The sequence below is a fragment of the Alcanivorax sp. DG881 genome, from assembly GCF_000155615.1.
Lineage (GTDB): Bacteria > Pseudomonadota > Gammaproteobacteria > Pseudomonadales > Alcanivoracaceae > Alcanivorax.
The window spans coordinates 1339394-1360603 of the sequence record NZ_DS989915.1; the positions used below are offsets into that span (position 1 = coordinate 1339394).

Genomic DNA, 21210 nt, shown 5'->3' on the forward strand with positions numbered 1-21210 from the left:
GACCTGCTTCCCTGTGGGGCAACCCGGATCGAGACAAGACCATGACACGCACACTTGCACTTCTGGCCACCGTCGTTGTATTGGCCACCGGGGTATTCTGGGGGCTCAAACGTATTCCTGTGCCCCAGCACCACGCAGAGCCGATACCGCATCAAACCGATACGCAAACGAACACTTCCCGCGGGCCCGACATAGCAACAGCGCGTATCACCAAACCAACACTGGCCGACACGCTGGCCAATACATCGCTGGCCGGCACACAGGTGCCCGGCAACCTGATGACCGACGCCCGGGGGCACCTGATCGTAGACAGCAACAGCAAGGCCATCATGGATTATTTTCTTGCCTTGAATGGGGAAATGCCGGACGCGGCAATCCGAAAAGCGCTGGCACAATGGGCAGAACAAAACGCGGGGACCATCGCCGCGGCCGACTTGCTGGCCTTGCTCGATCGTTATCAGCATTACCGCAGCGAGTTCGCCAGCGGCGATTACGCCGCCCGCTATGCCGGTCATGGCGACGACGACATCCGCCACAAGCTGCAACTGCGCCAGCAACTGCGCGCCGATACCCTGGGCGCCGATACCGCCAATGCCCTGTTCGCGGATGAAGACCGTTATGACCAATTCAGCCTGAATCGACACGACATCATGACGTCAGACCGTTCCGATGAGGAAAAGGCGGCAGCCCTGAGAGCCCTTCGCAACACCCTTCCGGAGACGCTGGCAAAGCAATACCAGCAGCAGTATGACCTGCAGCACCTTCCGGCCCGGGAGCAATCCATGAAACAGCAGGGCGCCAACGCCGCCGAGCTGTATGCGTTTCGCCAACAACAGTTCGGCGAAGCTGCAGCGATGCGCCTGCAGAAACTGGAGGAACAACGTCTGGCCTGGCAAAACCGTTATCAGAATTACACACAGCAGCGAGACCGGATCCATAACGCTGCCCTGAGCAGCGACGACAAACAAAAGCAACTGGATGCCCTGCGGCGCCGGCTCTTTTCCGCCAGCGAACAACAACGAGCCGCCGCGCTGGATCGCTTGCAGTAACCAGAAAGGCGCTCACCACTAAATGCTGCGATGAACCATAAAAAAAGGGCCGCTCCATGCGACCCCGCAAGGGAAGTTTACTGCCGTAGCAAACCTTGAAACGTTAGTGGCTGATCATCCAGGGCCGTGCCGACGGGAACATCTTGTTGCCTTCCGCCGTGTAGAACAGCTTGGATTTGCGCTTGTGATGACAACACCCCTGTTCTTTCTCTGAGCGCTCATTACCCTGGCGCGGTTCATGGACGGCCTTCTCATTGCGCTCAAAGGCCTGGCGTCTTTCCGGTGCCATATCCAGCACCTCTGGTGCCACCATGATCACCCGAGCTGAGAGCGCACCACAGGTGGGACAAGGAGCACATTCACCCGACGCCTGCATGGGTACCAGATCGTGAAACAGGCCGTGCTCGGAACACTTGTAGTCATAAAGCGGCATGATCAGCTCTCCTGTTTATTTATCTTTGGACAGCGGCACATCTGTACTGCCGGCAACACTGTGCTGCGGACCATCCATCCCCGGCTTGATATCGAAGTCGAAGATATCCGTTGGCAGCCAGAGGGTGGCACAGGCATTGGGCACATCCACCACGCCACTGATATGCCCCTGTACCGGCGCGCAGCCGAGCAAGGCATAAGCCTGGGCCCCGGTGTAGCCGAATTTCTTCAGATACTCGATGGCGTTCAGGCAGGCCTGACGGTAAGCCACATGCACATCCAGATAGTGCTGCTTGCCTTCCTCGTCCACAGAGATCCCTTCGAAGATCAAGTAGTCGTCATATTTCGGTGCAATGGGACTGGGCTTGAAGATTGGATTCTTGATTCCGTACTTCTCCATACCACCCTTGATGATGTTCACTCGCAAGTGAATCCAGCCGGCCATTTCAATGGCACCACAGAAGGTAATTTCACCGTCGCCCTGGCTGAAGTGCAGGTCCCCCACTGACAAGCCGGCATCTTTCACATAAACCGGGAAGTACACCTGGGAACCCCGGGAGAGATCCTTGATGTCACAGTTACCGCCGTGCTCGCGGGGCGGCACGGTACGGGCGCCCTCTGCTGCCGCCTTGGCTTTTGCTTCGCCGGTCAGTTTGCCCATGTGGGCGGTCTCGGCATAGGGCAGGTTCGCCAGGCCCGGCACCCTATCGGGCTCGGTGTCATAGAGTTCTTTCTCTCGGGTGTTCCACTCATCCAGCATTTCCTTGGACGGCAGACACCCGATCAGCCCCGGGTGAATCAGTCCGGCAAATTCCACATTGGGAATATGACGGGACTTGGTGAACATGCCGTTGAAATCCCAGATGGATTTCTGCGCTTCCGGAAAGTGCTCCGTCAGGAAGCCGCCGCCATTTTGTTTGGAGAAAAAACCATTGAAGCCCCACTGGCTTTCTTCAAAAGTACCGATATCGAGGATATCCACGACCAGCAGATCGCCCGGTTCAGCCCCTTCCACACCCACTGGGCCAGTCAGGAAGTGCACCTGAGTCAGATCCACATCACGCACGTCGTCAGCGCAGTCATTATTCTCGATCTGGCCGCCAGTCCAGTCATGACATTCGAGGATAAAGTCATCACCCGGCTTCACCATTTTTGCCATGGGAATATCCGGGTGCCAGCGGTTATGAATGTTCTCGTTTTCGTGGGGCGATTGGTTCAGGTCAATCTTGATAATGGTTTCAGCCATGGTCAGCTCTCCTCCGGGTTAGCCACAGGAATCGCCCGTCTTTGCAGGCAATCCCGTCGTTGCGAAACCACTATCGGTAATTCCCGAAACGCCCACCATTCGCCAATGCCCTGCAGCGTGTACGTCATTTGACGTATTGATGGGCCGCTCTGCGGCTGCAACACGCTTCATGCATCACAAAACACGCGAAAGGAGGGACGACGGAGTAACGCTGCAGGAACTCTAGCGAGTGTTTTATCCACACAAAAAGGCCCGCCCGGATTTCCAGGCAGGCCTTTTTTCATCAGGCATCTCTATACCGGAATCACGATCAGCGAACCGCTTTCCATCCGCGCTTCGAAGGTGTCTGCCCCGGGATAGTCCAACATCACCCGGGCCAGCGGTGGCGACAGTTCATTGCGAATGCGGCGGCCCATTTCCCGGGCACCGAAGCGGGCGTCCAGAGAACGACAAAGATGACGCCGGGCGCCCTCCCCCAGACTCAGCACCACCTTGCGTTTCTGCAGCTGGTGGTTAAACCGGACCAGTTCGATATCCAGCAGCTGCACAGCTAGATCCTTGTCGAGAGGATTGAAGGTAATGATGTCATCGATACGGTTGAGGAATTCAGGATCAAAGCGCTGATGCAGCGCCTGGTCCACCACATCATGGATCTGACGCCGCGCATTGCCCCAGCTCCACCAACGCCGTTGTTGCTGGCGACTCAACATGGACACTTGTGACGCCCCCACGTTACTGGTCATGAAGATCATGCTGTTGCGAAAGTCGATTTCACGGTTACCGGCACTGAGCCGCAAGCGCCCTCGCTCCAGCACATTAAGCAGCGTCCTGATTACTTCCGGACTGGCTTTCTCCAACTCGTCAAACAACACAATGCCGGGTTTGCTGAAACTGCCCTTTATGGCATCTTCATCAAACAGTGTCTGCCCTTCCTTGCTGCCCACATACCCCGGCGGCGCACCGGTGAGTGAGGCGGCATAGTGCTCCTGGGCCAGAGTGTTCATATCGATACGGCACACAGCATCAGGGCTGCCGTGTATGGCTTGCGCCAGCAGTCGCACGGTTTCGGTTTTGCCTACGCCAGTGGGCCCGACAAACAGCTGCACCGATAGCGGCCGGTCTTGCGCAACAATGTCGGCCTTGAGCACCTGCAGCAGATTCTCAAGGTTTGCCAGCACATGGGGCTGGCCGACAATGCGTTCACGCAGATGCGTCATCACCGTTGCCGGATCGAACACGAAACGACTCATGCGACCTACGCCATCAGGATTGACTGACCAGCGCTGCCGGTCCGCCTCATCCTGATTGGCCGCCAGTTGCTCATTGATAAATGGCATCAGCCACCCGCCGTTTTCTCTTTCCCGTCCACTGGCAATTCACCCACCGGACACTCGGCCACGCCCACCGTCTTGCGGGTCATGGCTTCCACATTCTCCTGTGCCTTCTGCGCATCCATAACCCAGGTGCGATAGAAATCAAATGGGCAGTCTGCCACCCCTTTGTCACCATCCCCGGACGCATGCATGCCGGTGTAGCCACGATGCAGCAACTTGAAAAGATGATTCTGGGACTGGTCATTGGCACGGGCATCGCGAATCTGGCTGACCGACAGCTGGGCATACTGCACACCCATGTCTTCCTCGCCACATTCTCCCAGTGTGCGACCATCGAAACCGATAATGGCGGAGTGGCCAAAGTAGGAATACACGCCGTCGAAACCGCTGGCGTTGGCCACCGCCACATAGCAGTTGTTGGCCCAGGCCATGGATTTGGCCATCATCACCTGCTGCTCTTTTGCCGGGTACATGTAGCCCTGACAACGGACGATCAACTCGGCTCCCTTCATGGCGCAGTCACGCCAGATTTCCGGGTAGTTGCCATCATCGCAGATGATCAGGCTGATCTTCATGCCCTTGGGACCTTCGGTGACATAGGTAGTGTCACCGGGGTACCAGCCCTCGATGGGGCACCAGGGAATACACTTGCGGTATTTCTGGACGACGTCCCCTTCGTTATTAATCAACACCAGAGTGTTATAGGGCGCCTTGTTGGGGTGCTCTTCATGTCGCTCCCCGGTGAGGGAAAACACCCCCCAGGTGTTTGCCTCGCGGCAGGCCGCGGAAAAAATGGCCGTCTCGTCACCGGGCACGGTGGCCGCGGTGTCCATCATTTCATCATTGTCATACATGATGCCCATGGTGCTGTATTCGGGAAACACCACCAGATCCATGCCCGGTAGCCCCTGCTTTATGCCCTTGATCATGTCGGCAATCTTGCGGGCGTTATCCAGCACCTCGGCCTTGCTGTGCAGCCGCGGCATCTTGTAATTCACAACGGCTACACCAACGGTATCGTTGCTACTGGAAATATCCCCGTGTCGCATTACTCTCTCCTTTACCACTTAAAATTTATCGGCAACCAGCCCCATCAAACCGCAAGATATGCCGCGATTTTTTCCTGATTCATGCTTTCACCGTTTTCTTCATGCACGATCTCGCCTTTCTCGATGACTAAAATTCGATCAGCCACATCCATGACAAAACTCAACACTTGCTCAGACACCACAATGGATAATCCTCGTTCATCGCGAATACGCTTCAACGTGCGAGCCATATCCTTGATGATGGAGGGTTGAATCCCTTCAGTGGGCTCATCCAGCAACAACACCCTGGGCCGCGTGGCCAGTGCACGGGCAATTGCCAACTGTTGCTGTTGACCACCGGATAAGTTTCCGCCACGACGGCTCTGCATTTCCTTCAGCACCGGAAACAATTCATAAAGATCTTCCGGCACTTTATTTTCCCCAACCGCTGCCAGACCGGTTTCGATGTTTTCCTTAACAGTGAGCGTAGGAAAAATCATTCTTCCCTGCGGCACAAAACCCAGGCCGGCCTTTACTCTCTGAAAACTTTTCATGCCCGTCAGGTCCTGACCAGCCAGTTCGGTCTTGCCGCCGCGCATTTTTTCCATCCCGATCAGGGATTTCATCAACGTGGTCTTGCCCATGCCATTACGACCGACCACCGCAACAATTTCGTTTTCGGTGATATTCAGATTCATGTCACTGATGATAGTGCTCTGGCCGTAAGCCACCTGAAGATTTGATACGTTCAACATAGTCAGTACCCCGCGTTAGCGTCAGTGTCCCAGATAGACTTCGATGACTTTTGGATCCTGCTTGACGTGATCAATGGATCCCTCGGACAACACCTGCCCCTGGTGCATGACTGTCACCCGGTCAGCAATATCGCCAACAAACTGCATGTCATGCTCGATCACCAACACCGTGTGATTCTCGGTAATCACCCGCAGCAGTTCGGCGGTTTTCTTTCGCTCTGCCACGGACATGCCCGCCACCGGCTCATCCAGCATCAGCAAATCCGGCTTCTGGATCAGCAGCATGCCAATCTCCAGCCACTGTTTCTGACCGTGACTGAGCAACGCAGCTTCCTGATGCAGCATGTCGGAGAGGAAGATGGTTTTCGCTACCTCCTCCACCGCCTCTATCACTTCGGCATCACGCTTGAAGGCCAGCGCCCCGATCACCGAACGCCCGGCGGGATAGGACACTTCCAGGTTTTCGAACACGGTCAGATCTTCATAGATAGACGGGTTCTGGAACTTGCGCCCCACTCCTGAACGAACAATGTTGTGCTCGCTCATTCTTGTCAGTTCCTTGCCCCGAAACTTGATGGAGCCTTCGGTGGCCCTGGTCTTGCCACAAATAAGGTCCAACACCGTGGTCTTGCCGGCCCCGTTGGGGCCGATGATCACGCGGATTTCCTTTGGTTCCAGATAGAGGGACAGATCATTGACCGCCTTGAAACCATCGAAGGAAACGGTCAGGCCTTCCACGGCCAGAATGAAATCGTTATTGCTCGGGCTCATTTGGTTTCCTCCACAGGCAGGGTTGGCGCATTACCGCCATTACGACGCAGCAGCGCAGGCAGTTTGCTTTCCAGCGGCATCACATAACGGCGGTAGAGACCCGCCAGACCATCCGGGAAGGCCAGCACCACAGCGATAAACAGCACGCCGAGGCCATACAGCCACAGCTCCGGGAAGGACTCGGAGAAGAAGGTCTTCGCCGCATTCACGATCAGCGCACCGTAGATGGCACCCAGCAGGGAGTTACGGCCGCCGACCGCGCACAGGATCACCATCTCGATGGAAGGCACGATGCCCACAAACGACGGCGACATGAAGCCCACCTGCAGGGTGAACATGGCACCACCGATACCGGCAAACATGGCCGCCAGACAGAACACAAAGATCTTGAACGAGGCCACGTCGTAGCCGGAGAAACGCACTCGGTCTTCCTGGTCACGCATGGCCAGAAGAATGCGCCCCAGCTTACTGCGCATTACCCAGGCACCGATGATCAGGCACAGGAACAACATGCCAACGCACACGAAGTAGAGCGCGGTTTTGGCTTCATCGGTGCGGATATCCCAACCCATCAGGGTGCGCAAGTCGGTGATGCCGTTAACGCCCCCGGTAAAGCCCTGCTGACCGATGATCAGAATAGTCAGGATGGCAGCGATAGCCTGGGTAATGATGGCGAAGTACACGCCACCCACCCGGCGCTTGAACATGGCTACCGCGATGATTAGGGCCAACAAAGCCGGTACCGCCACCACGGCAATCAGGGTGAATGAAAAGCTGTGGAAGGGTTCCCAGAACCACGGCAGCGCGGTGAGCTGGTTCCAGTCCATGAAGTCGGGAATCCCGGGGGTGGACTGAATGGCCGTGTTCTCCGGGCTGGAGGCTTCCAGCTTGAGGAACATGGCCATGCAGTAACCGCCCAGGCCGAAGAAGATTCCCTGCCCCAGGCTGAGGATGCCACTGCGGCCCCAGCACAATACCAGCCCCAGTGCCGCGAAGGCGTAGGTCAGGTATTTGCCGATCATGTTGAGGCGAAAGGCATCCAGCGCCAGCGGGAAAATGACAACCAGCAGAAATGCCAGCAACACGTAGTAGATGCCCTCGCGGGACATCAACCAGTCAAAAAAACGATTCGCTTTCATGGCAGCCTCCTAGCGACGAACTTTCATGGCAAACAGACCTTGCGGGCGCAGCATGAGAATGCCGACAACAACCAGCAGGGTAAGTACCTTGGCCATGGAACCACTCAGGAAGAACTCCATGGTGGACTGGGCCTGGGAAATGGTGAATGCGGAAGCAATAGTGCCGAGCAGACTTTGGGCGCCACCGAATACCACCACCAAGAAGGTATCGACAATGTACAACTGGCCGGAGGTCGGCCCGGTGGAACCGATCATGGTAAAGGCGCTACCCGCCACACCGGCGATGCCACAACCCAGCGCGAAGGTCACCCGGTCAACACGACCGCTGTCGATACCCACCGCCTCTGCCATTGGCCGGTTCTGTACCACCGCGCGTACCTTGCGGCCCCAACCGGAGCGGTACATGAGCAGATAAACGGCAAAGGCAATCAGCAAGGCCAGCACCATCACGAAAATCCCGTTGATTGGGATTTCCACAAGATCGGTGACGGCGATGGATCCCATCATCCAGTCCGGCAGGCTGACGCCCACCTCACGGGCACCGAAAACGGAGCGATAGGTTTGCTGCAGAATCAGGCTCAGCCCCCAGGTCGCCAGTAGCGTATCCAGTGGGCGGTGATAGAGATGTCGTATCATTAACCATTCCACCAATGCCCCAAGTGCAAAGGTGACGACAAAGGCCAGGAACATGGCCACGAAAAAATACCCCCCGTATAAACCGGGCATAAGACTTTCAAAAACCTGGGCCGTCAGATACGTGGTGTAGGCACCAAGAATCATGAACTCACCATGGGCCATATTGATCACGCCCATTTGCCCAAAAATAATCGCCAGCCCCAACGCCATCAGCACAAAGATGGAAAACAGCGACAGGCCGGCAAACCCCTGCATGGCGAAGATAGAGGTCAACTCCGTCATGGTGTAGTCAGCGAACATGGCAGGTACTCCCGAACAGTGATTGGCGTACTGTGATTAGGAAATGCGGCAAGACAAAAAACAGAACTCAGGAAGGAAAAGCCGACGCCCGATGTTCAGGGCGTCGAGGGAGCCAGTGCACAACTCATTGAGTGCTCTGGCTCCCTACGCAAGTGCTTACTGGTAGCCTTTAGGGAACGGGTCCGGTTCCATCAGCTCTTCGGTTTCGTAGATCAGCTTGTACTGACCGTCAGCCTGAGCCTGGCCGATACGGGCCTTGGACCACAGGTGATGGTTCTCGTGGATGCGCACATACCCTTCAGGAGCAGTGGTCAGCTCGATACCGGGAGACGCAGCCTGGACTTTTTCGATATCGAAAGAGCCAGCTTTCTCTACCGCAGCTTTCCACAACCAGGGACCAAGGTAAGCGGCCTGGGTTACGTCACCGATCACGATGTCGTCGCCCCAACGTTCCTTGAACGCTTTCACGAAAGCCTGGTTATTGTCGTTGCCAAGGCTCTGGAAGTACTTCATGGAGGCGTAGGCACCTTCCACGTTCTCGCCGCCAATACCCAGGATTTCATCCTCGGTCACGGAGATGGTCAGCAGCAGGGGCTTCTCTTGGGTCAGATCGATACCGGCCGCTTTCATTTGCTTGTAGAAGGCCACATTGGAACCGCCCACCACAGACGCGAAGATCACATCCGGCTTCTTCAGCTTGATCTTGTTGATCACGGAGTTGAACTGGGTGTGGCCCAGCGGGTAATACTCTTCACCCACCACTTTCAGGCCCAACTTGTCGATGTGCTTGCGGGCGATCTTGTTGGAGGTACGCGGCCAGATGTAATCAGAGCCGAGCAGGTAGAAGGTCTTGGCGCCCTTCTCTTCTGCCAGCCAGTCGATGCTCGCCAGAATCTGCTGGGTCGCTTCCTGACCGGTGTAGATCACATTGGGAGACTGCTCCAGACCCTCGTAGAAAGTCGGGTAGTAGAGCATGCCGTTGTGCTGCTCGAAGACCGGCAGCACCGCTTTACGGGACGCTGAGGTCCAGCAGCCGAATACGGCAGCCACTTTATCTCTCACCAGCAGCTTGCGGGATTTTTCCGCGAAGGTCGGCCAGTCACTGGCCCCGTCTTCCTGGATGTATTCAATCTGACGACCGAGCACACCGCCGGCGGCATTGATTTGTTCAATGGCCAGCTTCTCGGCCTGCACAGAACCGGTCTCACTGATTGCCATGGTGCCGGTGATGGAGTGAAGGATGCCCACCTTCACGGTGTCATCGGTCACTGCCAGCCCGGTGGTATTGGCCGCATCCGCCAGCGCAGTATTGGACAGGGCGAACAGCGCCGGCAGCGCCATCAAGCCCCCCAGCAAATGCCGGCGCGTCCAGGACGACCGGCGCGATGTTCGGTGCGTGGAAGGTTGGGTTTTGCTCAATTTCATGGTTTACCCCTCATCAGCGAAATTCACGGGAAGCACGTCGTGTCCCTCGCTAACGAGTATGGAAATCTGCCTGCCCCCGGCCCATTCGGTGATTGCGCCATCGCACTACGTCATTTGACGCATTTCCGGTTTGTCCAATCAGACATAAAGTAATGCGCGTACACGGGTGGGCACGTTTTGTGCATTACTCCCTGCATCAACATGGAGCGACCGTAAACGCCCAGCATTCGACCCGGCATCCGCGAAATGGATCTCCTGCTGCCGACAACGGAAACGTTATGCCTATCGAGCAGCGCATCTTCCGCGTGCGACGCAGTTACAACCAGTGGGTTGCCAACCAGACCCTGGAGGACTTCTCCCTGCGTTTTACCGGCAAGGGGGCCCGCCGCTGGTCTGCCGGCCGGGTTGCCGGCACCGCGATTGGCGCCATTACGTTTCTGGCTCTGGAGGCCATCGGCGGCGCCATCACACTGAATTACGGCTTTTCCAATGCCGTGGCCGCCGTCTGCGCCGTCATGGGGCTTATCTTTTTGCTCAGCCTGCCGGTGAGTTATTACGCGGCCCGCTACGGGGTGGATATCGACCTGCTTACCCGGGGGGCGGGGTTCGGCTATTTGGGCTCCACCATTACCTCGCTGATATACGCCTCATTCACCTTTATTTTCTTCGCCCTGGAAGCGGCCATCATGGCCATGGCGCTGGAAATCCTGTTTGGCATCCCACCCACTATCGGCTATCTACTCAGCTCCCTGGTCGCTATCCCGCTGGTGATTCACGGCATCACCACCCTCACCCGCTTCCAGCTCTGGACCCAGCCCGTCTGGGTGTTCCTGCAGTTGCTGCCGTTTGTTTTCATCCTCCTGCAGGACCCCTCCACCCTGCCCCGCTGGGCGTCCTTTGAAGGCCTGGACAACGATGGCGGCGGCTTCAACCTGATCATGTTCGGCGCCGGCGCCACCGTGCTGTTTTCCCTGGTGGCGCAGATCGGCGAGCAAGTGGATTTCCTGCGCTTTATGCCGGAAGCCCAGAAGGGCAAACGGATTCGCTGGTGGCTGGCATTGCTCTGTGGCGGGCCCGGCTGGACCGTAATCGGTGCCCTGAAAGTACTGGCCGGCTCCTTCCTGGCTGTGCTGGCGTTTTATCACGGCCTGCCTCTGGAGCAGGCCCAGGAACCCATGCACATGTATCTGGTGGCCTTCAGTCACATCACCACCAACCCCACCATGCTGCTGGCGTTGGCAGGCATCTTTGTGATCCTCTCGCAGCTCAAGATCAACGTCACCAACGCCTATGCCGGCTCCATTGCCTGGTCCAACTTTTTTTCCCGTCTCACCCACAGCCATCCGGGACGAGTGGTGTGGCTGGTGTTCAATGTCGTGATCGCGCTGGTGCTGATGGAAATCGGTATCTACCGGGCGTTTGAATCCATTCTTGGCAGTTATGCCATGGTCGCTGTGGGCTGGATGGGTGCACTGGTGGCGGATCTGGTGGTCAACAAACCACTGGGCCTTAGCCCGAAACATATTGAGTTCAAAAGGGCCTACCTCTACGACCTCAACCCGGTTGGCTTCGGCTCCATGCTGATTGCCACCGGCATCGGCCTCAGCGCCATGACCGGCCTGTGGGGAGACACCGTCCATGCCCTGGCCTCCTTCATCGCCCTGGCCAGCACCTTCATCACCACGCCATTGCTGGCCCTGCTCACCCGTAGCCGCTACTACATCGCCCGTACTCCGGACTCCACCCGGGAACTGGAAGGGCACGCCTGCTGTATCTGCGAGCACACCTTCGACCGCGAGGACATGGCTTTCTGCCCGGCCTACAACGGACCGATCTGTTCCCTGTGTTGTTCGCTGGATGCCCGCTGCAACGATAGCTGCAAGACCAACGCCCGCTTCTCCGAACAAATGATGGACTGGGTCGGCGGCTTTCTGCCTGCCGCCCTGATCAGCCAACTTCGCTCCCGGCTGGGACATTTCCTCGGGCTGCTGATCACCATCACCCTGATCATGAGCGGGTTGCTGGCCCTGGTTTACTACCAGATCCCGGTAAGCGATGCCTTTGTTCAGACGCTGATGGCCGACACCCTGACCAAGGTATTTGCGATCCTGATCATCATCAGTGGCGTGATTGCCTGGCTGTTTGTACTGGCCCACGAAAGCCGGGTGGTGGCCCAGGAAGAAAGCCGCCGGCAAACCCGTATGCTGATGGAGGAGATCAAGGCCCACGAAAAAACCGACCTGGCACTGCAGGCAGCCAAGGAACTGGCGGAAGCCGCTAACCAGGCAAAAAGCCGCTACCTCACCGGGCTAAGCCACGAACTGCGCTCCCCCCTCAACGCGGCCTTCGGGTACGCCCAGCTGCTGGAACAAGACCCGAGCATCCCGGAGAACCGGCGCGATGCCATTGGCGCCATCCGGCGCAGCACTGAGCACCTGTCGGATTTGATTGAGGGGTTACTGGAAATTTCCAAGATCGAAGCCGGCCGACTGGAGCTGTATCGCAACCAGGTATGCGTGCCTGAACTGATCGACGAGCTGGTTACCATGTTTCAGTTGCAGGCCGCAGAAAAAGGTATCGGCTTTGAATTTCGCAGTAAGAGCCAGATGCCCACCTGGGTGACCACCGATGAAAAACGGCTACGACAGATCCTGATCAACCTGCTTTCCAATGCCATCAAGTTCACCCGGGAAGGCCTGGTCACACTGACCTTTCGATACCGTAATCAGGTGGCTGAATTCGTTATCGCGGATACCGGCGTCGGCATTGATGAAGAAGACCTGAAACGCATCTTCCGGCCCTTCGAGCGGGTGCGAAAACCCGGCATACCCAGCGTCCATGGCACCGGCCTGGGGCTCACTATTACCCAGCTGTTAGCAGACATTATGGGCGGAGATATCCAGGTAAGCAGCGTGCCCGGCCAGGGTAGCGAATTTCGCCTGTCCGTCATGCTGTCCAGGCTTAGCAGCCCCGCCCCGGCCCGCCAGGAGCGCCAGCCCGTTGCCGGTTATGCCGGTGCGCGTAAAACCCTGCTGATTATCGACGATGACCCGTCACACCGCGGCCTCATCAGTGATCTTCTCACCCCATTGGGCTTCATCATCAATGAAGCCCAGGATGGGGAAACCGGCATGCAGCTGGCGCGGCACATTGCCCCGGACCTGGTACTACTGGACATTGCCATGCCCGGCCTCACCGGTTGGGAAACCGCCCAGCACATGCGCCGCCAGGGCTACCGCGGGCCGGTGGTTATGCTTTCCGCCAACGCCCGCGAAAACAACCCGGACATGGCCGATGGCCTGCATAACGACTACCTGACCAAACCACTGAAGCTTAATAGCCTGCTGGACAGCCTGGCCCGCCACCTGTCCCTCACCTGGCTACATCGACAGGACGCACCACAAAGGCGCATCGACATAGTGCAGCAGACAAGCCCGGTGCAAACACTGGACCCTGCGCTGCGCGACGAACTTCTCGCCCTGGCCGAAATCGGCCACCTCACCGGCCTGCGCGACCGCATCGTGCAGGCCCGTGATGGCGGTCAACTGGATCATAAACTGGCTGAAAACATGCACTCACTACTCAAGGTATTCGATTTTCAGGCCGCAATCCGATTACTGGAGACCACCCCATGACAGCCGTACAACGTAAGGACCTGATACTGGTCGTGGACGATTCCCCGGATTCCCTCGGCATGATTCATCAAGCGCTGGACCAGGCCGGGCTCACCGCACTGATTGCCCTGGAAGGTCTGCAAGCGCTGAGTATTGCCGAAAAGATGACACCGGACCTGATCCTGATGGATGCGATCATGCCCACCCTGGATGGTTTCGAGACCTGCCGTCGCCTGAAAAAACATCCCGGCCTGGCCTCGGTCCCGGTGATCTTCATGACCGGGCTCACCGAAAGTGAGGACGTGGTGCGGGGGCTTGAAGCCGGTGGCGTGGACTACATTACCAAGCCGGTGCGGCCCAACGAGCTGATAGCCCGGATTCGCGTACATCTGAACAATGCCCGCATGACCCAAAGCGCCCACACCACCCTGGACCGACTAGGCCAGACCAGCTTTTCCACCAACTCGGCCGGGCAGTGGCGCTGGGCAACCCCACAGGCCGACCTGTTACTGGAAAAGGCCAACGTGGACCGCCGCGCCCTGGCCGAGCCGATACAACGCTGGCTGAAGCATCAGCCCGAGCGAGGCCAGCAACTCAACCAACTCCCGGGCAATCTGGGGTTACGCTATCTGGGCCATTCGGCAAGTGGTGAAGAAAACGGCGAACACCTGTTCCGGCTGCTCCATCACGACAGCGATGCGGAGCTGGAACTACTGAAAAACGCACTACATGTGACGCACCGCGAGGCCCAGGTGCTGGTGTGGATTGCCCACGGTAAAACCAACCGGGAAATTGCCCAGATTCTTGAGCTCAGCCCCCGCACCGTGAACAAACACCTGGAACAAATCTTCCGCAAACTGGGCGTGGAAAACCGCACCGCCGCGGCGGCCATGGTCATTCAATACCTTACCCAGATTCACTGAGCCCCAGTCACCACCTCAGGCAACAACAGCACCACCCCCGCATAACTGGCTACCAGCAACGCCATGGCGACCCCGAGCCCAAGGAAGGGGCCCACGTTCAGGGAACGGTGGTAGATAAAACTCTGCGCCGCCAACTGCCAGCTCACCAGCACCAGATAGAGCAGTTCGATAGCACTCAGCGACTGCTCCATGCTGGCATTCAGCGCCAGCAACGGCAGGCTCATGAGGGTCAGAATCACATCCACCCCTACCAGCGACAGGGCGGTCTGCAACCAGCGCCCCTGCAGGCCCTTGAACGATAGCAACAGGCCAGTACCCGCCAGCACCACCGTCAACGACAGCAACTGGCTGCTTACCAACACCCCAATGGGCAATGCGGTCTGCAGGCTGCCCACCAGTAGCTGCAACACAAACCAGCCGGCCAGCACCAGAGCCAGCAACGATGGGGAATACGGGGCATTCTCCGGGCTGGCACGAAATATGGCCAACCGCCAAAACAGGGTCATCAATACAGTCATGGATCCTCCGGGCCGCTATTCTTTCAGAGCCGGGGAGAAACAGCTACTAGCTGCGAGCGTCTAGCTACGAGAAAACATAAAACCACTGCCGCTATTCCTCCTCCCCCCGCTTAGTATCGCGGGCACAGCGCAACACGCAGGCACCTACCCATCCCGCGTCTCGCAGCTGGAAGCTCGTAGCTTGTCTTTGTTTCGTCCGACAACTGCGGGTGTGTTTCATGGTCTCCTTCGCTAGAATGCACGCAAATTGAATAAGGGGTCTCACATGGCGCGTAAAAACGCTTTCTACGCTCAGTCCGGCGGTGTCACCGCCGTCATCAATGCTTCCGCTGCCGGCGTCATCGAAGCCGCCCGGGAAAACAAGGATGTGATCGGCAAGGTCTACGCCGGCCGGAACGGCATCATCGGCGCACTCACTGAAGAGCTGATCGATACCAGCAAAGAAAGCAAAAGCGCCATTGAAGCGCTCAAGCACACCCCCGGCGGCGCCTTCGGCTCCTGCCGCTACAAACTGAAAGACCTGAAGACCTCCCAGCGCGAATACGAGCGCCTGATCGAAGTCTTCAAGGCACACAACATCGGCTACTTCTTCTACAACGGTGGTGGCGACTCCGCCGACACCTGCCTGAAAGTCTCCCAGCTGTCCGAGAAGATGGGCTACCCGATCCAGGCCATCCACGTACCCAAGACCGTGGACAACGACCTGCCCTTCACCGACGTAAGCCCCGGCTTCGGCTCGGTCGCCAAATACACCGCCGTGAGCTGCCGCGAAGCCGCCCTGGACGTGGCCAGCATGTGCGCCACCTCCACCAAGGTGTTCGTGATGGAAGTCATGGGCCGCCACGCGGGCTGGATTGCCGCGTCCGCCGGTCTTGCCAAGGAAGACGCCGATGATGCGCCGCACCTGATCCTGTTCCCGGAAATTGCTTTCGACAAGGCCGCCTTCATGAAGAAGGTGGACGCCACCGTCAAGAAAGCCGGCTACTGTGTGATCGTGGTATCCGAAGGCGCCCGCTACGAAGACGGCACCTTCCTGGCCGATGCCGGCAACACCGACGCCTTCGGCCACAAGCAGCTGGGCGGCGTGGCGCCGGTGATTGCACAGATGGTGAAAGACGAACTGGGCTACAAATACCACTGGGCGGTGAGCGACTACCTGCAGCGGGCAGCGCGCCACATTGCCTCCGCCACCGACGTGGAGCAGGCCTACGCCGTGGGCCGTGCCGCAGTGGAATTCGCCGTGGCCGGCAAGAATGCGGTCATGCCCACCGTGGTTCGCAAGGACACCAAAAAGTACAGCTGGACCATCGGCGAAGCCCCACTGAAGAAAGTCGCCAACGTGGAAAAGAAAATGCCGCGCAAGTACATCAGCAAGGATGGCTTCGGCATCACCCCCGCCGGCCGCGCCTACCTGGAACCGCTGATTGGTGGCGAGTCCTACCCGCCTTTCAAAAACGGCCTGCCGCAGTTCGCCAAGCTGAAACTGGCCCCGGTGGCCAAGAAGCTGAACGACGCCTTCGAGGTGTAAGCCACACCTAAGCCACACCCCGAAACGACAAACGCCCCGCATCGCGGGGCGTTTTTATTTTAACTCCGGACTCACGCCTTCAACTCCACTAATGCCCCCTGTAGGAGATTCTATGTTGTCCACCCCTGTCTTCATGAGGCAGGGGCCGGCTGATAGTCGGTGCCATTTTTCATAAGCGCGAAGGCGATACGAACCAGTTTGCGCGCCAGAATGACCAGCGCTTGGGTGGTTGCCAGCCCACGGTCCAGATAAGCCTGATAGACCCCTGCCCAACGCTTGCTCCGGCGAGCGGCCATGGCCGCGCAGTAAAGCAGCCTACGAGTTTCTGAGTCGCCTTTCTTGGTCAGTTTTCGCTTGCCGGTCTTGGTGCCTGAGTCTTTCACGTGAACGTCCATTCCCAGGAAGGCCACGAACGCATCACTGTTCCTGAAGTCGCCTCGCAGGAAGGCCATGACAAGGGCATAGGCTGTCAGATCGCCCACGCCCTCCAGGGCTTTGCAACGCTTCACCTGATCACAGAGCCCTGCCTCTCTGACCGCGTCGCGAAGGTGCTTCTGGATCTGTGCATCCAGCGTGTTGATCTGAGAGATCAGCCTCTTTAAGCCGGCTTTGAGTAGCGGCTCTGCACCCAGGCTTTGCTGGATAATGGTCCGCGCCTTGACCAGTGCAGCCCGGCGACGCAGCAGGATCTGCAGCGTCCGATACGCCTTGGGTGGCGGGCTCCAGCGGCGCAACGCCTCTTTTTCATGTTGCAGATGGCGGGCAAGTAGCTGTGCGTCAGAGGCGTCCGTTTTGGCACGACCACCTGTGCCCTTGCGGTAATGGTGGAGGCGAGAACCATCAATCACGTAGATGTGATGGCCTTTACGGTGGGCCAGCTCGATGGCATCCATGTGATAAGTGCCAGTGGCCTCGATGGCTATCTCACAGTGGGCAGGCAGACCCTTGAGCCAAGCCCGAATGGCTTGGGGTGTGTTCTCAATGGAATAGGTCTGGCCCAGGAAATAGATGACCAACTCGGCCTTGGCCACGTCGATGCCGATAATGGAGGGTTCTACTTGCATTGCCACTGAACAGCCCCTTGCGCTAGGTTACACATGCTTGTCGGTGCGCACCTGAACGCTGGCTTGCTAGGTATCGTCGGTCTGAGGTGCAACTCAGCCGATGGATTCTTTATCGGCGTATGAATAGGTGCGAGGTGGGGCCAAATCTCCTACCGTCTGTACCTTAGGTCAGATGCCCCTTTGGTCCCTCCACCCCGGCAAGTCCTGCATGGTTGCAGGAGGAGCATTCAAACATACAAGTTCCCTTCCAGGGGACGAACCGTACGAAATCGACCGAAGGTCGGTCAGGAATTTCAGGTTTCGACAAACTGAATGAAGGCATGAGGTGAACGTCAACTGTTTCCCTCGCCCAAGCTCGGGTTCGTCCCCTGGAAGGGAACTCCTACAGGCGGACTGGAATCGGGCAGCCAGCGCTACTTCTCCATCGCCGCCATGTCCATCCACATCATTTCCCACACATGCCCGTCCGGGTCCGCCAGGTTGCGGTTATACATAAACCCCAGATCCTGAACCGGGTTGATATCGGCGGTGCCGCCGTTCTCGGCAGCGGCCGCATTCACGGCATCCACCGCATCGCGGCTGTCAAAGGAAAGAGCCAGCATCACTTCACTGGAAGAGGAAGGCGGGATCGGCCGGTCCGTAAAGGTCCGCCACTTGTCGTGGGTCAGCAGCATCACATGGATCGCCTCGCTCCACACCATGCAGGCGGCCGTCTCGTCGGTGAATTGCGGATTGTTCTCAAACCCCAGTGCAGAGTAAAAATTCATGGCTACCGTCAAATCCGCCACGGGCAGGTTCACAAAGATCATTCGAGTCATGGTGCTGTCTCCTTGATTATTCATTTGGGAATCCCTGGCACAATGTGCCGTCATGATCTAATCGATTGGACCAGTACGATTTCGACAGCCTGATGACTATTTTTTCATGCTCAGCCATTTGCCCATCAACATTCATAGTCATACTGCCCGAACACCGCGTTATGGCTAAACCGGTAGTCTTCCCCCGCCTTGATGGCTTTCAAAAAAGCGACCTCCTGCTTCAGCGTCACAGGCGCAAGCAACTGATCCGCACCCCCTCCGCGATACTGCTTCTTGCCCACTGTTTCCGTATCAATCACAAACCGGGACATATTGCTCCAGTTATGTAACGCGAAGTCGAAGTCATGCCAGCTGATGGAGCAATTACCCGCCATGGTCTTCTTCAAGGCCACTTCGGCACTTTCAAAACGCGGGGCCTCCGCGAACACGAACGCCAGCATTTTAAGTATTTTCTGCTGCTGAATTTCCTCCTCCACGTCCTGGTAAGTCCGGGTTACACCCTCCGCGTAAAACTTCAGGAAATCCTGGTCAGCGATCAAACTGAGGGAGTGCTCGAAATTGGCCTTGTTGAGCGTCAGTGGCAAGCGGTTGTTATAGCGAACGATATGGTCCGGCAACGGCAGTTTGTTGATGGTGAGCAGGTAGAGGTTTTTTGTGTTCATGCCGAGGGTGTTTACCACTGGCTGCTTGCCCGGGCAGCGCTCGGTAATATGGACATCCAGGATGGTATTGTCATTGCCCAGCCTCGGCCGGATCTCTCCGGTGACAAAAGCCACAATGTGGTCAAGTGAGTAGGCTTCTCCCCCTTCGGCAGTAAAATCATAGTGGCAAGTGTTGGCACTGGCCGTGGCAGACATCCCCAAGGCGAATACCACCGCCATAATGCGTTTCAACATGATCCCTCCGGTTTTATTGGCTTCCCTTCCCGTGGCGGCGAGGCGCAAGACCGCCCACCAATGCCACGTTTTTCATAAGCCAATTAACCAGAAAAGCCCCGCCTTCACAAATGGCGGGGCCTTGGCACGCAATTACTCAAAATTCGGACAAGGCCTTCTGCAAGGCCTCCAGCTCTGTTATCTCATCCGCGATTTTTTTCTGGTACTTGGCGACCTTTTCCCCGTCACCATCAGCCCGGGCCTCGTCGAGGTCTTTCTGATAGTCCAACAGATCACTTCGCGATTCTTCAATATCGTCTTTTAATTCCTGGCGCAGGGAGTCATCCGTGCAATGATCCCGGGCTTCGGCAAGGGCTTTTTCCAACCCAGCGACCTTATCTGCATTGGCCTGCTTCTCGGCGTTATCTATCTGCGTTTCAATCTCACAGAACTTCCGCTCACAGCCGACCAACCCATCGCAACGGGAGGAGGCCGTCACAGGTGCGGAAAGTGAGCCAACCACTAGCGCGGTTAACGCGGGTACCGTGAATGCAAATCTGGTTTTCGATCTGTCCATTATCTTCTCTCCCTGAATGGCCCGTGGGTAGCGGTTGATTCCAGTCCGGTCTTGCCGCGGGCAGGTATTGACCATGCCGAACCCGGCTTCGCCGGGTTTATTGACGTTACAAGATCACGCCCCGCTTGCACATGATCGCCATCAGATCACCGGCTACACTGGGGCCATGATACGTTTTGCTGTAGTGATGCTTGCTGCGCTCTTGTCGTTACCGGGCGGGAGCCCGGCCGATGACAGCAAGGTGACCGTACTGGTAGTACGCCATCGCTGGCATACGGGTATTGCCTTCCCTGCGGAGCAGCTCGATCCTGCACTGCAGTTTCTCCCTGCCTATTTTTCGAAACCCGCCTACTATGAAATGGGTTGGGGTGATGATGCCTTCTACCGCCAGGACAACAGCACCTGGCGACTGGTCCGCGCCATGTTGTGGCCAACGAACAGCGTACTGCATGTGGTCGCACTGGACCGGCACCCCGAAACGCTCCCCCACGGGGACATTCAGCCGCTGTGCGTCAGCAGCACGCAACTGGCGGCACTGCAACGGGCAATCGCCAGCGACTTCGTGCTGGACGATAACGGCACCCCCTCCAACGCCGACCCCGGGCTGTATGGCGACAGCCGTTTCTTTCCCGCGCACGGTATCTTCTGGCTCGGCAATACCTGTAACAGCTGGACGGCCCGGCGACTCAAGGCTCTCGATATTCCCATGGATTACCTGACGCTGACCGCCGACGGTGTCATGCAGCAACTCACCGGACGCACCGCCTGTCGGGAAGCCAACCATTATTAAACAAAATGGTTGAATATTTATTTTTGCCCCTATAAATTAAACCTTATGGTTAAACAAAACGATCAACACTTGGATGCTGTCTTTGCTGCTCTTGCCGATCCCACCCGGCGGGCCATGCTGCAACAACTGGAACAGGGCCCTTGCAACGTGGGCGAACTGGCAGAGCCTTTCGCCATGTCATTCGCTGGCGCCTCCAAGCACGTCAAAGTGCTGGAGAAGGCCGGGCTGCTTATCCGCGAGGTGCAGGGCCGAAAGCACCATTGCCGACTGAACGCCGCCCCCATGGCGGAGGCAGACGCCTGGCTACAACGCTATCGGGTGTTCTGGAACGACAAACTGGACGCGCTGGAACAGGCGCTCAAGGACGGAGACTGACAGGAGGTTTGAG

The 21210-nt window shown here is 57.5% G+C and carries 20 protein-coding genes; 6 read left to right on the top strand and 14 right to left on the bottom strand.

The genetic code is table 11. From position 1 onward, the window contains the following. The first annotated feature begins 41 nt into the window (after nt 1-41). Nucleotides 42-1049 carry a lipase secretion chaperone gene (locus ADG881_RS06040; protein WP_007149910.1) on the top strand — a complete coding sequence of 336 codons (1008 nt, stop codon included), beginning with the start codon at nt 42-44 and terminating at the stop codon, nt 1047-1049. 103 nt (nt 1050-1152) lie between these two features. Here ADG881_RS06040 and ADG881_RS06045 read toward each other — a convergent pair whose 3' ends face one another. The 9 genes from ADG881_RS06045 to urtA all read right to left on the bottom strand — a co-directional run bounded on the left by ADG881_RS06045 (nt 1153) and on the right by urtA (nt 10115). Continuing rightward, nucleotides 1153-1482 carry a zinc ribbon domain-containing protein gene (locus ADG881_RS06045; protein ID WP_039926323.1) on the bottom strand — a complete coding sequence of 110 codons (330 nt, stop codon included), beginning with the start codon at nt 1480-1482 and terminating at the stop codon, nt 1153-1155. Between the two features lie 15 nt (nt 1483-1497). After that, nucleotides 1498-2727: a formamidase gene (fmdA, locus tag ADG881_RS06050; protein ID WP_007148519.1), complete on the bottom strand. Its 1230-nt coding sequence runs from the start codon at nt 2725-2727 to the stop codon at nt 1498-1500. A 293-nt stretch (nt 2728-3020) separates the two neighbouring features. After that, complete coding sequence (locus ADG881_RS06055; protein ID WP_007151581.1) at nt 3021-4064, bottom strand: AAA family ATPase; 1044 nt, start codon at nt 4062-4064, stop codon at nt 3021-3023. Further along, the gene (locus ADG881_RS06060; RefSeq protein ID WP_007150092.1) at nt 4064-5110 is read right to left on the bottom strand and encodes an aliphatic amidase; all 1047 of its coding nucleotides are present in this window, start codon (nt 5108-5110) and stop codon (nt 4064-4066) included. Before ADG881_RS06060 ends, ADG881_RS06055 begins: the two co-directional genes overlap by 1 nt. 44 nt (nt 5111-5154) lie before the next feature. Then, nucleotides 5155-5844, bottom strand: a complete 690-nt coding sequence (urtE, locus tag ADG881_RS06065) for an urea ABC transporter ATP-binding subunit UrtE (protein WP_007150617.1) — start codon at nt 5842-5844, stop codon at nt 5155-5157. Between the two features lie 21 nt (nt 5845-5865). Continuing rightward, nucleotides 5866-6615 (bottom strand): urea ABC transporter ATP-binding protein UrtD, encoded by a 750-nt coding sequence (urtD, locus tag ADG881_RS06070; RefSeq protein WP_007148650.1) that lies wholly within the window; start codon nt 6613-6615, stop codon nt 5866-5868. Further along, nucleotides 6612-7754 (bottom strand): urea ABC transporter permease subunit UrtC, encoded by a 1143-nt coding sequence (gene urtC, locus ADG881_RS06075; RefSeq protein WP_007148889.1) that lies wholly within the window; start codon nt 7752-7754, stop codon nt 6612-6614. Before urtC ends, urtD begins: the two co-directional genes overlap by 4 nt. A 9-nt stretch (nt 7755-7763) precedes the next feature. Then, a complete protein-coding gene (urtB, locus tag ADG881_RS06080) occupies nt 7764-8690 on the bottom strand; it encodes an urea ABC transporter permease subunit UrtB (RefSeq protein ID WP_007150157.1) in 927 nt (308 codons plus the stop codon). 156 nt (nt 8691-8846) lie between these two features. Continuing rightward, complete coding sequence (gene urtA / locus ADG881_RS06085) at nt 8847-10115, bottom strand: urea ABC transporter substrate-binding protein (RefSeq protein ID WP_039926326.1); 1269 nt, start codon at nt 10113-10115, stop codon at nt 8847-8849. 278 nt (nt 10116-10393) lie between these two features. Between urtA and ADG881_RS06090 the strand changes: the two genes are divergently transcribed. Together ADG881_RS06090 and ADG881_RS06095 are read left to right on the top strand one after the other, a co-directional pair. Continuing rightward, on the top strand, nt 10394-13750 hold the full coding sequence (locus ADG881_RS06090) for an ATP-binding protein (RefSeq protein WP_007148655.1): 3357 nt from the start codon (nt 10394-10396) through the stop codon (nt 13748-13750). Then, nucleotides 13747-14652 carry a DNA-binding response regulator gene (locus ADG881_RS06095; RefSeq protein WP_007148818.1) on the top strand — a complete coding sequence of 302 codons (906 nt, stop codon included), beginning with the start codon at nt 13747-13749 and terminating at the stop codon, nt 14650-14652. Before ADG881_RS06090 ends, ADG881_RS06095 begins: the two co-directional genes overlap by 4 nt. Here ADG881_RS06095 and ADG881_RS06100 read toward each other — a convergent pair. Next, the gene (locus ADG881_RS06100) at nt 14646-15170 is read right to left on the bottom strand and encodes a hypothetical protein (protein WP_007149766.1); all 525 of its coding nucleotides are present in this window, start codon (nt 15168-15170) and stop codon (nt 14646-14648) included. The genes ADG881_RS06095 and ADG881_RS06100 overlap by 7 nt on opposite strands. 265 nt (nt 15171-15435) lie before the next feature. On the opposite strand from ADG881_RS06100, the gene ADG881_RS06105 reads away from it, so the two are divergent. Beyond that, the gene (locus ADG881_RS06105) at nt 15436-16698 is read left to right on the top strand and encodes a 6-phosphofructokinase (RefSeq protein ID WP_007151519.1); all 1263 of its coding nucleotides are present in this window, start codon (nt 15436-15438) and stop codon (nt 16696-16698) included. Between the two features lie 131 nt (nt 16699-16829). Here ADG881_RS06105 and ADG881_RS06110 read toward each other — a convergent pair whose 3' ends face one another. The 4 genes from ADG881_RS06110 to ADG881_RS06125 form a co-directional block, all read right to left on the bottom strand. After that, nucleotides 16830-17768 carry an IS110 family transposase gene (locus tag ADG881_RS06110; protein WP_369699524.1) on the bottom strand — a complete coding sequence of 313 codons (939 nt, stop codon included), beginning with the start codon at nt 17766-17768 and terminating at the stop codon, nt 16830-16832. Nucleotides 17769-18175: 407 nt separating this feature from the next. Next, on the bottom strand, nt 18176-18580 hold the full coding sequence (locus ADG881_RS06115; protein ID WP_039926327.1) for a VOC family protein: 405 nt from the start codon (nt 18578-18580) through the stop codon (nt 18176-18178). A gap of 125 nt (nt 18581-18705) precedes the next feature. Continuing rightward, nucleotides 18706-19476 carry a hypothetical protein gene (locus tag ADG881_RS06120; RefSeq protein WP_007151168.1) on the bottom strand — a complete coding sequence of 257 codons (771 nt, stop codon included), beginning with the start codon at nt 19474-19476 and terminating at the stop codon, nt 18706-18708. Nucleotides 19477-19612: 136 nt separating this feature from the next. Beyond that, nucleotides 19613-20032, bottom strand: coding sequence for a DUF1090 domain-containing protein (locus tag ADG881_RS06125; RefSeq protein WP_050760127.1), 420 nt, complete (start codon nt 20030-20032; stop codon nt 19613-19615). Nucleotides 20033-20198: 166 nt separating this feature from the next. Between ADG881_RS06125 and ADG881_RS06130 the strand changes: the two genes are divergently transcribed. Then, a complete protein-coding gene (locus ADG881_RS06130) occupies nt 20199-20822 on the top strand; it encodes a DUF2459 domain-containing protein (RefSeq protein WP_007151390.1) in 624 nt (207 codons plus the stop codon). 69 nt (nt 20823-20891) lie between these two features. After that, on the top strand, nt 20892-21197 hold the full coding sequence (locus tag ADG881_RS06135; RefSeq protein WP_232211695.1) for a helix-turn-helix transcriptional regulator: 306 nt from the start codon (nt 20892-20894) through the stop codon (nt 21195-21197). The last annotated feature ends 13 nt before the right edge of the window (nt 21198-21210 follow it).

Excerpts from the sequence above, each read along its gene's own strand:
- ADG881_RS06040 (WP_007149910.1), top strand. The coding sequence starts at position 42 with ATGACACGCACACTTGCACTTCTGGCCACCGTCGTTGTATTGGCCACC.
- ADG881_RS06045 (WP_039926323.1), bottom strand. The coding sequence starts at position 1,482 with ATGCCGCTTTATGACTACAAGTGTTCCGAGCACGGCCTGTTTCACGAT.
- fmdA (WP_007148519.1), bottom strand. The coding sequence starts at position 2,727 with ATGGCTGAAACCATTATCAAGATTGACCTGAACCAATCGCCCCACGAA.
- ADG881_RS06055 (WP_007151581.1), bottom strand. The coding sequence starts at position 4,064 with ATGCCATTTATCAATGAGCAACTGGCGGCCAATCAGGATGAGGCGGAC.
- ADG881_RS06060 (WP_007150092.1), bottom strand. The coding sequence starts at position 5,110 with ATGCGACACGGGGATATTTCCAGTAGCAACGATACCGTTGGTGTAGCC.
- urtE (WP_007150617.1), bottom strand. The coding sequence starts at position 5,844 with ATGTTGAACGTATCAAATCTTCAGGTGGCTTACGGCCAGAGCACTATC.
- urtD (WP_007148650.1), bottom strand. The coding sequence starts at position 6,615 with ATGAGCCCGAGCAATAACGATTTCATTCTGGCCGTGGAAGGCCTGACC.
- urtC (WP_007148889.1), bottom strand. The coding sequence starts at position 7,754 with ATGAAAGCGAATCGTTTTTTTGACTGGTTGATGTCCCGCGAGGGCATC.
- urtB (WP_007150157.1), bottom strand. The coding sequence starts at position 8,690 with ATGTTCGCTGACTACACCATGACGGAGTTGACCTCTATCTTCGCCATG.
- urtA (WP_039926326.1), bottom strand. The coding sequence starts at position 10,115 with ATGAAATTGAGCAAAACCCAACCTTCCACGCACCGAACATCGCGCCGG.
- ADG881_RS06090 (WP_007148655.1), top strand. The coding sequence starts at position 10,394 with ATGCCTATCGAGCAGCGCATCTTCCGCGTGCGACGCAGTTACAACCAG.
- ADG881_RS06095 (WP_007148818.1), top strand. The coding sequence starts at position 13,747 with ATGACAGCCGTACAACGTAAGGACCTGATACTGGTCGTGGACGATTCC.
- ADG881_RS06100 (WP_007149766.1), bottom strand. The coding sequence starts at position 15,170 with ATGACTGTATTGATGACCCTGTTTTGGCGGTTGGCCATATTTCGTGCC.
- ADG881_RS06105 (WP_007151519.1), top strand. The coding sequence starts at position 15,436 with ATGGCGCGTAAAAACGCTTTCTACGCTCAGTCCGGCGGTGTCACCGCC.
- ADG881_RS06115 (WP_039926327.1), bottom strand. The coding sequence starts at position 18,580 with ATGACTCGAATGATCTTTGTGAACCTGCCCGTGGCGGATTTGACGGTA.
- ADG881_RS06120 (WP_007151168.1), bottom strand. The coding sequence starts at position 19,476 with ATGTTGAAACGCATTATGGCGGTGGTATTCGCCTTGGGGATGTCTGCC.
- ADG881_RS06125 (WP_050760127.1), bottom strand. The coding sequence starts at position 20,032 with ATGGACAGATCGAAAACCAGATTTGCATTCACGGTACCCGCGTTAACC.
- ADG881_RS06130 (WP_007151390.1), top strand. The coding sequence starts at position 20,199 with ATGATACGTTTTGCTGTAGTGATGCTTGCTGCGCTCTTGTCGTTACCG.